Below are 12,375 nucleotides of genomic sequence, written 5' to 3'. Positions count from 1 at the left end.
GCACGATCACTCCGCCGCGGCCGCGACGGCATCGTTGTGGAATTCCTCGCGGTATGGCCTGGCGGTCGGCGGCAGCTCGCGCTTGAGGAAATAGTCTTCGTTGCGCAGCTGGCGCAGGAAGGCCGGGATCATCTCGCGGTAGCCGGCCAGGATCGATGGTGTCGGCGCCGGCAGGTCGTGCTTGATCAATTCATGCAGTTTTGGCAGCGCATGATAGGGCACCATCGGGAACATGTGATGCTCGACATGATAATTCATGTTCCAATAGATGAAACGGCTGATCGGGTTCATGTAGACGGTGCGGCTGTTGAGGCGATGGTCGGTGACGTTGTCGGCCAGGCCGCCATGCTGCAGCAGCCCGACCATGACGTGATGCCAGGCGCCATAGAGCCTGGGCAGGCCGATCAGCATCAGCGGCAGGAACGAACCGGTGTAGAGCGCCAGGGCGATGGTGGCGGCATAGATCGCCGTCCAGATGCGGGCGATGCGGATCGCCTTTGGCTGCTCCTGCTCGGGAATGAAGGTCTTTTCCGCCGCGCTGATGTTGCCGGCCGCGTTGCGCAGCATGTCGCTCATCGCATGCCAGGCATCGAGCACACCGACAAAGGCAAGGACGACGCGAACCAGGTCCGGCGGCCGCATGACCGATATTTCCGGGTCGCGGCCGACGATGATGGTGTCGGTGTGGTGGCGCGTGTGGCTCCAGCGCCAGGTCACCGGATTGCGCATGATCATGAAGCAGGCGATCTGATAGATCACATCATTCATCCACTGCGTCCGGAAGGCGGTGCCGTGGCCGCATTCATGCCAGCGCGAATCGGTGGATGAGCCGTAGAGGACGCCATAGGCGAAGAAGAACGGCACGCACCACCATGTGCCCCAAAACCAGGCGCCGCCGGCGCCGCTGACGATCAGGGCGGCGAGCCAGATGATGGTGTCGCGGATCGCCGGTGCGTCTGAGCGCTGCATCAGCTCCTTCATCTGCTTGCGCGGGATGTCGGTGTGATACCACTCGGCCGCCGACAGGCCGGTCTCGACGGCGAGCTTGGCGTCGCGGCCGATCAGGCTGTAGTCACGCCGGGACGGCGTTGTGGACATGATTGCCTCCCTTGGCAAAGGCACTCGGCTTCGAGGCTGAAAATAACGCCGACGCATGATAGACTCAACATCACAAAGATAGTTTCTATCATTTCCTATCATGATGATGTAAGAAGGGGCCAAGCAATCCGATGAGGCAAGCATGGCAAAACGGCCGACCATCACCGACCTGGCGCGCATCTCTGGTGTCAGTGTTGCCACGGTGGACCGCGTGCTCAACAGCCGCCTGCCGGTGCGCGAGGACACGGCGCGCCGCGTCTACGAGGCGGCGACCGAGATCGGCTATCACGCGGCCGGCCTGATCAAGCAGCGGATGCGTCACGAATTGCCGGAGTATCGGCTGGGTTTCCTGCTGCTCAAGGGCAATTATGTCTTCTACAGCGAGTTCGCCCGCGAGCTTGAACTCGCCGTGTCGCGATCGCCGCGTTTCCGCGGTGTCGCCGCCATCGACTTCGCGGATTCGCTAGCTCCCGATGAAATCGTCGAGCGCGCGCGCAGGCTGGCGGCCAAAAGCAGGGCCGTTGCTTTGGTCGGGCCAGATCACCCGACGCTGACGGTCGCCGTCGAGGAGATGAAGGCGAAGGGGCTGCCGGTGTTTTCCCTGCTATCCGACTTCGCCGCCGGCATTCGCGAGGGCTATGTCGGCCTCGACAACCGCAAGGTTGGCCGCAGCGCGGCCTGGATGATTTCGAAGGCCGCCAAGCGGCCGGGCAAGGTTGCGCTGTTCGTCGGCAGCCATCGCTTCCATGGCCATGAACTGCGCGAGATCGGCTTTCGCTCCTTCTTTCGCGAGCAGGCGCCGGAATTCACCTTGCTTGAGACATTGGTCAATCTGGAAGCCAACCAGATCACGCAGGACACGCTGCTCGACCTCCTCGGCCGCCACCCCGATCTCGTTGGCTGCTATGTCGCCGGCGGCGGCATGGAGGGCGCGGTCGCGGCACTCAGGCAGGCAAAGCCGGCCGAGATGCCCGCGGTCATCTGCAACGAGATCACGGCAGTATCGCGCTCCGCCCTGGCGGACGGCGTCCTGACGATGGTGATCTCGACGCCACTGGCAGCGCTTTGCCGCGAGCTGGTCGACCTGATGGCACATGCCATCGAAACGGGTGCCGCGAACGCGCCTGGCCAGACCTTCCTGCCATTCGACATCTTTCTGCCCGAGAACATCTAGGCTCTCGACCCTTCGAGTTCGGACCGAAGCGCCTAAACTTCGTCATCCCAGGGCGGAGCAGGAGCGAAGCGACGTCGCGGAGACCCCGGGATGACGAAGTGATGGGTGCCCATCATCCGAAAATCGCGCATCCGGTTTTGGAATCTCCCTTGACGCCCGGAGGCAAAATGGAATAAATATTTCACCAACTGTGTATTTTGGTTCTTTCGTTCCGGAACATCTGTTTCAAACAGAGGGTTTGGCGTTCCAGCAAGCAGGAGACGTTACCCGGAACAGAAATGACAATCGGGAGAGATTCCCCGGGGAGATCGGGGATTCCGGATAGATCGGTGCAACCGGACACCAAAATGTGGAGGAGAAACACAATGAAGAAACTGATTTTGGGCGTCGCTTTCGCGGCGCTGATGAGTTCATCCGCCATGGCCGCCAAGGTCGGTGTGTCGATGGCCAAGTTCGACGACAACTTCCTGACCGTGCTGCGCAACGGCATGATCGAGCAGGCCAAGGGCATGAGCGGCGTGGAGCTGCAGGTCGAGGACGCGCAGAACGACGTCGCCAAGCAGCTCGACCAGATCAAGAACTTCGCCGCCTCGGGCGTCGATGCGATCATCGTCAATCCGGTCGACACCTCGGCCACGCAGGCCATGTCGGACGCCGCGGCGGCCGCCAAGATCCCGCTGGTCTATGTCAATCGCGAACCGGTCAATGTCGACACACTGCCGGACAACCAGGCCTTCGTCGCTTCGAACGAGGCCGATTCCGGCACGCTCGAAACCAAGGAAGTCTGCCGCCTGTTCACGGAAGCCGGCAAGAAGGAAGCCAACGTCTATGTGATCATGGGCGAGCTGTCCAACCAGGCCGCCGTGCAGCGCACCAAGGATATTGAAGAGGTGATCGCCACGCCGGATTGCAGCTTCATCAAGATCATCGACAAGCAGACGTCGAACTGGAACCGCGACGAGGCCCAGAACCTGATGACCAACTGGCTGTCGACCGGCAAGAAGTTCGATGGCGTCATCGCCAACAATGACGAAAGCGCCATCGGCGCCATCCAGGCGATGAAGGCCGCCAACATCGACATGAAGGCGGTCGTGGTCGGCGGCGTCGACGCCACCCAGGACGCGCTTGCCGCCATGCAGGCCGGCGACCTCGACGCTACCGTGTTCCAGGACGCGGCCGGCCAGGGCGCGGGCGCGCTGGATGCAGCACTGAAACTGTCCAAGGGCGAGAAGGTCGAACACAAGGTCTACGTGCCCTTCCAGCTGGTGACGCCGGCGAACATCGACAAGTTCCTGAAGAAGAACTGAGCGGCGGACATACGGAGCGGCGCCAAGAGCGCCGCTCCCCTTTCCCTCAGCGCCGGCAAGGCAGCGAGGGGCGACCGCGGCTGACGGAGGATAGAAGATTTGGCACAGACATCTCACGGCGTCGGCGGGGTCGGCTATGACGCGAAGAAGCGCGCATGGCCTGCCGAAATCAATGTCTTCCTGGCGCTTGTCATCCTCGTCGTCGTCTTCGAACTGATCGGCCGGATCTTTCTCGGCGACAGCTTCCTGTTCAACACCCGCAGCGACGTCAGCGCGATCTTCAACGAGGCACGCCTGCAGATCATCATCCTGCAGGTGTCGATCGTCGGCATCATCGCCATCGGCGTCACGCAAGTGATCATCACCGGCGGCATCGACCTGTCCTCGGGCTCGATCGTCGGTGCGACCGCGATGATCGCCATGAGTTTTGCCCAGGTGGCGACCGTCAACGGCAATCCCAACCCCAAGGCGATGTTCCTGGCCCAGGGCTGGACCGACCTGCCCGTCATCGTGCCGGTGCTGGTGGCCATCGGTTGCGGGCTGTTCGCTGGCCTGGTCAACGGCGCCTTGATTGCCTACACGCGCATTCCGCCATTCATCGCCACGCTTGGCATGATGGTCACCGCGCGCGGCATCGCCAAATGGTGGTCCAAGGGTCAGCCGATCTCGTTTCCCACCGAAAGTTTCGCAGGCATCGGCAAAGGCCTGATGCCCGTCATCATCTTCCTGTCGCTGGCGGTGCTGTTCCAGCTGATCATGACCTACACGCGCTATGGCAAGCACTGTTACGCGATCGGCTCCAACGAGGACGCCGCGCGCATGTCCGGCATCAAGATCGCCAACCACAAGATCCTCGTCTACGTCATCGCCGGCGTGCTCGCCGCGCTCGCCGCCGTGGTGCTGAGTTCCAAGAACCTCACTGCGCAGTCGGGCATGGGCGTGATGTACGAGCTCGACGCGATCGCCATGGCGGTCATCGGCGGCGTGTCGCTGTCGGGCGGCCGCGGCTCGATCGTCGGCACGGTGATCGGCTCGCTGATCTTCGGCGTCATCATCTCCGGCTTCACCTTCCTGCGCCTCGACGCCTACTACCAGGAGATGGTCAAGGGCGTGATCATCGTCGGCGCAGTCGTTCTCGACCAGTGGCGTCAACGCCTGCGGGCAATGAGGGCTTGATCATGGCAGACATCGTCCTGAAGACCGAAAACCTGACCAAGCGCTATGGTGGCGTGCATGCGCTGGAAGGCGCAAATTTCGAGCTGCGCAAAGGCGAACATGTCGCCATCATGGGCGACAACGGCGCCGGCAAGTCGACTTTCGTGCGCCAGATCACCGCCGTCGAGCAGCGCACCGACGGCAAGATCTGGTTCGACGGCAAGGAAGTGAATTTCACCGGGCCGATCGCGGCGCGCGAGGCCGGCATCGAGACGGTGTTCCAGAACCTGGCGCTCGCCGACGATCTCGACGTGCCGTCGAACCTGTTCCTCGGCCGCGAAAAGGTGCTGTTCAATCTCGGACCGTTCTCGATCCTGGACCGCAAATACATGCGCAAGGCGACCGAGGCCGCACTTGTCCGCACGGCGGTGAAGATCCCCAATCTGTCCAACACCATCCGCCATATGTCGGGCGGCCAGCGCCAGTGCGTGGCGATCGCCAGGACCGCGACCTTCGCCTCCAAGCTGATCATCATGGATGAACCGACGGCAGCCCTCGGCGTGCAGGAGACCGCGCAGGTTGAGAACATCATCCGCACGCTGAAGGACAATGGCGAGCCGCTGATCCTGATCAGCCACAACATGCGCCAGGTGTTCGACCTTTGCGACCGCATCGTCGTCTTCCGCCGCGGCCGCATCGTCGCCAACCTGCGCAAGCAGGACACCGACGGAAACGATATCGTCTCCTACATCACCGGCGCCAAGACCGGGGAGGCGGAACTCGCGGCCTAGGCCGGGCGCGGAGGCGGTGGTCGCCGCCTCCCTGTCGATGTCATCTTGACCGGAAAATCACCCGCGCCCATGACCGGCGCCTCGCTTCGAACCATCCCTAGAGGAAATATCCATGACTCTCCGCTTCGCCCTCCTCGGTGCCGGCCGCATCGGCAAGGTCCATGCCCGCGCCGTCGGCTCCAATCCGCAGGCCAAACTGGTTGCCGTTGCCGACGCCTTCGAGAAGGCAGCGACCGAACTGGCGACGGCCTATGGCGCCGAGGTGCGCAGCATCGACGCCATCGAAAAATCCAAGGACATCGACGCCGTCGTCATCTGCACGCCGACCGACACCCATGCCGACCTGATCGAACGTTTTGCCAAGGCCGGCAAGGCGATCTTCTGCGAGAAGCCGATCGACCTCAACGTCAAGCGCGTCGAGAAATGCCTGGCCGTGGTCGAGAAAACCAAGGCAACGCTGATGGTCGGCTTCAACAGGCGCTTCGATCCGCATTTCGCCGCCGTGCGCAAGGCGATCGACGACGGCGCCATCGGCACCGTCGAGATGGTGACCATCACCTCGCGCGATCCAGGTGCGCCGCCGATCGACTACATCAAGCGCTCGGGCGGCATCTTCCGCGACATGACCATCCATGATTTCGACATGGCGCGCTTCCTGCTCGGCGAGGAGCCGGTGGCGGTCAGCGCGCATGCCTCGGTGCTGGTCGACAAGAAGATCGGCGCGGCCGGTGATTTCGACAGCGTCAGCGTCATCCTCGAAACCGCTTCCGGCAAGCAGGCCGTCATCTCCAACTCGCGCCGCGCCACCTACGGCTACGACCAGCGCATCGAGGTGCATGGCTCGAAGGGCATGGTCGCGGCCGAGAACCAGCGCCCGGTGTCGATCGAACTGGCCAATGAGAAGGGTTATACGCGCCCGCCGCTGCATGACTTCTTCATGACCCGCTACCTCGACGCCTATGCCAACGAGATCGCTGCCTTCATCGCAGCCGCGACGTCAGGCAAGAAGGCGGCACCGAGCGGCGCCGACGGCCTCGTGGCGCTGAAGCTGGCGGATGCGGCGCTGAAATCAGCGACGTCAGGCAAGACCGTCCGCCTCGACACGGCAAAGTAAGAACCGGAATCCGGACCCAAGCCACAGGAGCAGAGCGATGAGCACATCAGCCGATCGCAATCATGAAACGCGCGCCATCGTCACCGGCGGCGCGCAAGGCATCGGCTTTGCCGTCGCCGAGGCGCTGGCCGACGAGGGCTGCCGGGCGCTGGCGCTCATCGGCCGCTCGCAGGAGAAGGGCGACAAGGCCGTCGCCCATTTCAAGAAAGCAGGCGTCGACGCGATGTTCATCAGCGCCGACGTTTCAAAGGTCGCTGACTGCAAGCGTGCGGTCGCGACCGCGATCTCGCATTTCGGCACCATCAACGCACTGGTCAATGCCGCCGCGACATCGGCACGCGGTTCACTGGTCGAGACGAGCGAAGAGCTTTTCGACACTATTTTCGACACCAATGTGCGCGGACCGTTTTTCCTGATGCAGGGCGTGGTCGCGCATTTGCTCGAGCGAAAGGCGCCGGGCTCGATCGTCAATGTGCTGTCGATGTCGGCGCATTGCGGCCAGTCGTTCCTGACGCCCTATTCCACAAGCAAGGGCGCGCTGATGACGCTGACCAAGAATGTCGCCAATGCGTATCGACACAATCGCATCCGCAGCAATGCGGTGCTGCCCGGCTGGATGGACACCGAGGGCGAGGCGATCGTGCAGAAGAAATGGCACGACGCGCCCGATGACTGGCTGGAAAAGGCCGAGGCGGCGCAGCCGATGGGCCAGTTGGTGAAGCCGGCGCAGCTCGCCCGGCTGATCAGCTATATGGTCAGCCCGCAGTCGGGGGTGATGACCGGATCGCTGGTCGACTACGATCAGAGCGTTGCGGGGTCATCGCCAGAGTAGCAGCAACAGGGTAGCCTCACGTCCAGAAGTAGCTTGGCCATGCGTCGGCCGAAAATATCGGCGCCGGGGTGATCGGTTCCGGATCAAACTCACCAAGGCACCCGGGCTCTGAAAGCCCCTCTCCCTGCCTGTTGCCGCCGCATCGCCATTCCCATATAGTCATGATAGTCAGAGTGGTCACTGAGGTAGAGATGCCGTCTGCGCCCAAAGAGGATACCAACTGGACGGTCGCTGGGGCAAAAGCCCGGCTCTCGGAGGTAATCGAGCGTGCGCAGTCTTCGCCGCAGACGATCACCAGAAACGGCAAACCAAGCGTTGTTGTCGTCTCGGCCGAGGAATGGCAGCGGAAGACCGCGCGCAAGGGTACGCTTGCGGAGTTCCTGCTGGAGTCGCCGCTGTGCGGCGCCGATCTCAACCTTGAGCGTCAGCGCGACGAACCGCGTGATCTGCCGCTGTGAGGCTACTGCTCGATACGAATGTCCTGTCCGAGGTGACAAGGCCGGCGCCGGATGCACGCGTTCTGGACTGGCTGGACGGGCTTGATGAGGACCGCTCATTCATCAGCGTCGTGTCGATCGCCGAGATCCGGCGCGGCGTCGCCCTCATGGATGAGGGCCGGAAACGCGAGGCACTGGCCGACTGGCTCGCTCGGGACCTGCCGCAGCGCTTCGAGCAGAGGGTTCTTCCCGTGAACGAACCGGTTGCCTTGGCCTGGGGCGACCTGATGGGCCTTGCGAAGCGCCGCGGTCGCGGTCTGTCGTCGATGGACGGCCTGATCGCAGCCACGGCGATTGCACAGGAACTCACCTTGGCAACACGTAATACGAAGGATTTCGAAGGCTTTGGAATTGAACTCTTCGATCCCTGGATTGCATGAACCGCTCGGTGCTGCATGTTGGGTCTCGACCCTATGCTACGTCAGTAGCCTCATCAGGTACGTGACAAGCGCCTCCGCTTCGACTATATGAGCCTCATGATCAACCTGACCGCCACGTATTGGTACTTTAGGAGCTCGCTGGCGGCGGGAGGATTGCGCTCGATCTGAAGATTGCAGCATCAATATCCGAACAGCCGCCAGACCTGGCGGCTTTTTTGTTTCAGCCGGCAGGTCTCCTAACAGGAGCAGAAAGCCGTGTTGACCACCACAGATGACCTTCGGGTCAAGGAAATCAGGGAATTGAGTACGCCGGACCAGGTGATGCGGGAGATACCGCGCACGCTGACGGCGACGCGCACCGTTACCGCGTCGCGCAATGCGATACACGCTATTTTGAATGGTACCGACGATCGACTGCTGGTCATCGTCGGTCCGTGTTCGATCCACGATCCAGTCGCTGCGGTGGACTATGCCAGCCGTCTGGCGGCGCTGCGCGAGAGCCTGTCGGACCGGCTCGAGATCGTGATGCGGGTTTATTTCGAGAAGCCGCGCACGACGGTCGGCTGGAAGGGGCTGATCAACGATCCCGACCTCGACGGCAGCTTCAACATCGACAAGGGGCTGCGGATGGCGCGCAACGTGCTCTCCGCCGTCAACAATCTCGGCCTGCCGGCGGCGACTGAATTCCTCGACATGACCACGCCGCAATACATCGCCGATCTCGTCGCCTGGGGCGCCATCGGCGCGCGCACGACCGAGAGCCAGATCCACCGCGAGCTCGCTTCCGGTCTGTCGTGCCCGGTCGGCTTCAAGAACGGCACCGACGGCAATCTGCGGATCGCCGCCGAGGCGGTCAAATCCGCCGCGCAGCCGCATCATTTCATGGCGGTGACCAAGGGCGGACGCAGTGGCATCGCGACGACCACCGGCAATGAGGACTGCCACGTCATCCTGCGCGGCGGCATCGCGCCCAATTATGATGCACCGAGCGTCGAGGCCGCCAGCGTGGAACTCGCCCGCATCGGCGTGGCCCCACGGCTGATGATCGATGTCAGCCACGCCAACAGCTCGAAGAAGCCCGAGAACCAGCCCAAGGTGGCGGCTGATGTCGCGGGCCAGGTCGCGGCGGGCGACGAGCGCATCATCGGCGTCATGATCGAGAGCAATCTCGTCGCCGGGCGGCAGGACGTGGTGCCCGGCAAGCCGCTCGTCTACGGCCAGAGCATCACCGATGGCTGCATCGACTGGGCGACCACCGAGACGGTGCTGCACGGCCTTGCCGGCGCCGTCGAGTGGCGCCGCTCAGTGCGCCGCGCCATGATGGACAGCAGGCAGGGAGCCGCCTGACGCAGTTGGCGATGGAGCGAGGACAAGGCGGCGTTTCCTCACGCCGCCTTCAAACCTTGCCAGGCGGTCAGCACCGACACCGCAACCAGAAGCAGTCCGGCCGCCCGGCCAGCAAATGCGGTCGCCCGTGGATTGGCGACCAGGAGATTGCGGCTGCGCCCGGCTGATATGGCGAGCCCGCCATAGACGGCAAATTGTACGACGATCGTCATCAATCCCATGATGGCCGCCTGCATCCAGATCGGACCGTAAGCCGGCTTCAGAAATTGCGGATAGACCGCAAAGACAAAGAGATAGGCTTTGGGATTGATCAGGCAGATCACCAGCCCCTGGCGAAACGCCTTCCATGCGGAGCGGCTGCCGGCAGGCCCCTCCTGGCCGACCTTGATTGAGCTGCGCATCAGCGTCAGGCCGATAAAGGCCATGTAGGCAGCGCCGGCAATCAGCAGCGGATTGTAGAGGATCGGGACGAAGTGCATCAGTAGGCCGACGCCGACAGCGCCGTTCAGCGTATGCACCATGCCGCCCAGCATGATGCCGCCTGTCGCGGCAAGCCCTCTGTTGCCGCCACCGGTCAGCGCATTGGCAAGCACGAAAAGCATGTCCATGCCGGGCACGATGATGATGCCGAACAGGAGGAGGAAGAACAGCCAGAGATTTTCCGCATAATTCATGTCAGTTGCCTGTCGCCTCGCCCAGCCAAGCCGCCGAGGAATGTGTTGCTTTTCAATTCGATAGGCGATCGTATAGGTCAGCCCAACTGACGATGTAGTGTCAGTTGTGATCGGAGCGGTGAGGAAATGCGCAAGGCGTCACGGCTGTTCGAGATCATCCAGATCGTGCGGCTGGCGAGGCAACCGGTGACGGCGGCCATGATGGCCGAAAAGCTGGAAGTGACGGTGCGCTCTGTCTATCGCGATATTGCCGCTTTGCAGGCGATGCGCGTGCCGATCGAGGGCGGGCGCGGCATCGGCTATATCCTGCGCCCCGGCTTCGACCTGCCGCCGCTGATGTTTTCGATCGAGGAGATGGAGGCGATCGTTCTGTCGCTCGCGCTGCTGGAGCGCACGGGGGACAGCGAGCTCAAGCAGGCGGCCAAGCGCGTCAGCGCCAAGATCGCCGGCGCGGTGCCGCCGCCCTTGCGCCAGACGTTCGATGCCAATGCGTTGCATGCGTGGGGGTTCGCCGCGCCCTCGGTCGGCGCGGTCGATCTGGCGCTGGTGCGCCGCGCCATCCGCGACGAGGAGAAACTCGACCTGTCCTATCGCGACGAACTTGGCCGCGCCTCCGAGCGCCTGATCCGCCCGATCGCCCTCATCTACTACGCCGAAACCGCCAACATCGTCGCCTGGTGCGAGCTACGCCAGGCGATCCGCAATTTTCGCAGCGACCGGATCGAGGATTGCCAGGCGACGGGGCTGCGATTCAAGGGCGAAGGCGATCGATTGCGGCAGGTCTGGGTAAACGGATGGGAGACGAACGCCTCGGCCGCCGGCGGCTGAGGCCCGCGAAGCGCATGCCGGAAACCCATGCCAGGCGAGGAACTACCTCACATCCACCCAGCGCTTTTCCTCGAACGAGCGCGCCATCGCGTGCACGGTGCGCTCGATCTCGAGCCCTTCGGCAAACTCGATGACCCGCGCCGGCTTGCCGGCAAGCCGCTTCAGCAGTTCGTGGCATTCGATGATCTTGAGATCGTTGAAGCCGAGGCCATGGCCGGGCGCCGGCAGGAAGGCGTCGTAGGGTTTGTGGTGCGGCGCCACCAGGATGGTGCGATAGCCCTGTTCGGTCGGGCGATCGGCGGTGAGATAGAGCTGGAATTCATTCATCCGCTCCTGGTCGAACAGGATCGATCCCTTCGAGCCGAATATCTGGATGGCGATGCGGCCCTTGCGGCCCCAGGCCGAACGATTGACCAGCAACGTGCCGGCGATGCCGTTTTCCAGATGCATCAGCACGCTAGCGATGTCGTAGGTCTCCACCGCGCGGCGCCCGCCGGCCGCGAGCTTGCGGTCGGCATAGGGTTTTGCCATGTCGCAGATGACGCTGGCGACGCGGCCGAACAACACGGAGACCAGCGACAGCGGATGCACGGCGAAATCGTCGAGCGCGCCATAGCCGGAAGCCGCTTCGTGCTTCCAGAAGAACAGCGCCTCCGGGTCGGCCATGAAGTCCTCGTCCATCTCGATGCGCAGATGGTTGACCTCGCCGATGACCTTCTCGTCGAGCAGCGCGCCGATGTGACGGATGGCCGGGCTCTGGATGTAGTTGTAGCCGAGTGCGGCGACCTTGCCTGACTTTTTCGCCGCCGCGGCCATGGCTTCGGCCTCGGTGAAGCTCGGCGCCATCGGCTTTTCGCACCACAGATGCTTGCCGGCCTCGAGGATGGCGATGGCCATTTCCGGATGGAACTGGTTGGGCGTGGTCAGCGAGACGATATCGACGTCCGGGTCGTTGACGACGGCGCGCCAGTCGCCGGATGCCTTGGCAAAGCCGAACTCGCCCGCCTTGCGCCTGGCGAGGTCCTCATTGACCTCGCCAAGATGGACGAGCCGTGGCTTGGCCACGTCGGGAAAGACGGCACCGACGGCACTCCATGCAATGGCGTGACACTTGCCCATGAAACCCGTGCCGATGAGACCGACGCCGACCATTTTCCGTTCCTCCACTGCCTGAAGCG

The 12,375-nt window shown here is 63.0% G+C and carries 13 protein-coding genes; 10 read left to right on the top strand and 3 right to left on the bottom strand.

Going from position 1 to position 12,375, the window contains the following annotated elements:
* Positions 1 to 6: 6 nt before the first annotated feature.
* Positions 7 to 1,098: a fatty acid desaturase family protein gene (locus ACFFNA_RS12720; RefSeq protein WP_111545077.1), complete on the bottom strand. Its 1,092-nt coding sequence runs from the start codon at positions 1,096 to 1,098 to the stop codon at positions 7 to 9.
* Positions 1,099 to 1,240: 142 nt separating this feature from the next.
* On the opposite strand from ACFFNA_RS12720, the gene ACFFNA_RS12715 reads away from it, so the two are divergent.
* From ACFFNA_RS12715 to ACFFNA_RS12675, 9 genes are all read left to right on the top strand, one after another.
* Positions 1,241 to 2,272, top strand: coding sequence for a LacI family DNA-binding transcriptional regulator (locus ACFFNA_RS12715; RefSeq protein WP_378918642.1), 1,032 nt, complete (start codon positions 1,241 to 1,243; stop codon positions 2,270 to 2,272).
* A gap of 365 nt (positions 2,273 to 2,637) precedes the next feature.
* Positions 2,638 to 3,579, top strand: a complete 942-nt coding sequence (locus ACFFNA_RS12710; RefSeq protein WP_111545079.1) for a sugar ABC transporter substrate-binding protein — start codon at positions 2,638 to 2,640, stop codon at positions 3,577 to 3,579.
* Positions 3,580 to 3,678: 99 nt separating this feature from the next.
* Complete coding sequence (locus ACFFNA_RS12705; RefSeq protein ID WP_111545080.1) at positions 3,679 to 4,755, top strand: ABC transporter permease; 1,077 nt, start codon at positions 3,679 to 3,681, stop codon at positions 4,753 to 4,755.
* 2 nt (positions 4,756 to 4,757) lie between these two features.
* A complete protein-coding gene (locus ACFFNA_RS12700; protein ID WP_095083257.1) occupies positions 4,758 to 5,525 on the top strand; it encodes an ATP-binding cassette domain-containing protein in 768 nt (255 codons plus the stop codon).
* A gap of 112 nt (positions 5,526 to 5,637) precedes the next feature.
* The gene (gene iolG, locus ACFFNA_RS12695; protein ID WP_378918639.1) at positions 5,638 to 6,639 is read left to right on the top strand and encodes an inositol 2-dehydrogenase; all 1,002 of its coding nucleotides are present in this window, start codon (positions 5,638 to 5,640) and stop codon (positions 6,637 to 6,639) included.
* A 37-nt stretch (positions 6,640 to 6,676) separates the two neighbouring features.
* Complete coding sequence (locus ACFFNA_RS12690; protein ID WP_378918637.1) at positions 6,677 to 7,471, top strand: SDR family oxidoreductase; 795 nt, start codon at positions 6,677 to 6,679, stop codon at positions 7,469 to 7,471.
* 191 nt (positions 7,472 to 7,662) lie between these two features.
* Complete coding sequence (locus tag ACFFNA_RS12685; RefSeq protein WP_111545435.1) at positions 7,663 to 7,929, top strand: type II toxin-antitoxin system Phd/YefM family antitoxin; 267 nt, start codon at positions 7,663 to 7,665, stop codon at positions 7,927 to 7,929.
* Positions 7,926 to 8,348, top strand: coding sequence for a type II toxin-antitoxin system VapC family toxin (locus ACFFNA_RS12680; protein WP_111545082.1), 423 nt, complete (start codon positions 7,926 to 7,928; stop codon positions 8,346 to 8,348). Before ACFFNA_RS12685 ends, ACFFNA_RS12680 begins: the two co-directional genes overlap by 4 nt.
* Positions 8,349 to 8,603: 255 nt before the next feature.
* Positions 8,604 to 9,695, top strand: coding sequence for a 3-deoxy-7-phosphoheptulonate synthase (locus ACFFNA_RS12675; RefSeq protein WP_378918634.1), 1,092 nt, complete (start codon positions 8,604 to 8,606; stop codon positions 9,693 to 9,695).
* Positions 9,696 to 9,733: 38 nt separating this feature from the next.
* On the opposite strand, the gene ACFFNA_RS12670 is transcribed toward ACFFNA_RS12675, so the two are convergent.
* The gene (locus ACFFNA_RS12670; RefSeq protein ID WP_378918632.1) at positions 9,734 to 10,369 is read right to left on the bottom strand and encodes a LysE family translocator; all 636 of its coding nucleotides are present in this window, start codon (positions 10,367 to 10,369) and stop codon (positions 9,734 to 9,736) included.
* 126 nt (positions 10,370 to 10,495) lie between these two features.
* On the opposite strand from ACFFNA_RS12670, the gene ACFFNA_RS12665 reads away from it, so the two are divergent.
* A complete protein-coding gene (locus ACFFNA_RS12665; RefSeq protein WP_111545085.1) occupies positions 10,496 to 11,197 on the top strand; it encodes a helix-turn-helix transcriptional regulator in 702 nt (233 codons plus the stop codon).
* A gap of 42 nt (positions 11,198 to 11,239) precedes the next feature.
* Here the strand turns inward: ACFFNA_RS12665 and ACFFNA_RS12660 are convergent, their stop codons facing one another.
* Positions 11,240 to 12,349: a Gfo/Idh/MocA family protein gene (locus ACFFNA_RS12660; RefSeq protein WP_111545086.1), complete on the bottom strand. Its 1,110-nt coding sequence runs from the start codon at positions 12,347 to 12,349 to the stop codon at positions 11,240 to 11,242.
* Positions 12,350 to 12,375 lie beyond the last annotated feature (26 nt).

The organism is Mesorhizobium kowhaii, from assembly GCF_042431665.1.
GTDB classification, from domain to species: Bacteria; Pseudomonadota; Alphaproteobacteria; order Rhizobiales; family Rhizobiaceae; genus Mesorhizobium; species Mesorhizobium kowhaii.
The sequence above is the reverse complement of the archived record's forward strand: the minus strand, read 5'-3'. Positions and strand labels throughout refer to the sequence as shown.

Bases quoted from the DNA above. Each gene is read 5' to 3' on its own strand.
- ACFFNA_RS12700 (WP_095083257.1), top strand. From the start codon at position 4,758: ATGGCAGACATCGTCCTGAAGACCGAAAACCTGACCAAGCGCTATGGT.
- ACFFNA_RS12715 (WP_378918642.1), top strand. From the start codon at position 1,241: ATGGCAAAACGGCCGACCATCACCGACCTGGCGCGCATCTCTGGTGTC.
- ACFFNA_RS12660 (WP_111545086.1), bottom strand. From the start codon at position 12,349: ATGGTCGGCGTCGGTCTCATCGGCACGGGTTTCATGGGCAAGTGTCAC.
- ACFFNA_RS12710 (WP_111545079.1), top strand. From the start codon at position 2,638: ATGAAGAAACTGATTTTGGGCGTCGCTTTCGCGGCGCTGATGAGTTCA.
- ACFFNA_RS12720 (WP_111545077.1), bottom strand. From the start codon at position 1,098: ATGTCCACAACGCCGTCCCGGCGTGACTACAGCCTGATCGGCCGCGAC.
- ACFFNA_RS12670 (WP_378918632.1), bottom strand. From the start codon at position 10,369: ATGAATTATGCGGAAAATCTCTGGCTGTTCTTCCTCCTCCTGTTCGGC.
- ACFFNA_RS12685 (WP_111545435.1), top strand. From the start codon at position 7,663: ATGCCGTCTGCGCCCAAAGAGGATACCAACTGGACGGTCGCTGGGGCA.
- ACFFNA_RS12665 (WP_111545085.1), top strand. From the start codon at position 10,496: ATGCGCAAGGCGTCACGGCTGTTCGAGATCATCCAGATCGTGCGGCTG.
- ACFFNA_RS12690 (WP_378918637.1), top strand. From the start codon at position 6,677: ATGAGCACATCAGCCGATCGCAATCATGAAACGCGCGCCATCGTCACC.
- iolG (WP_378918639.1), top strand. From the start codon at position 5,638: ATGACTCTCCGCTTCGCCCTCCTCGGTGCCGGCCGCATCGGCAAGGTC.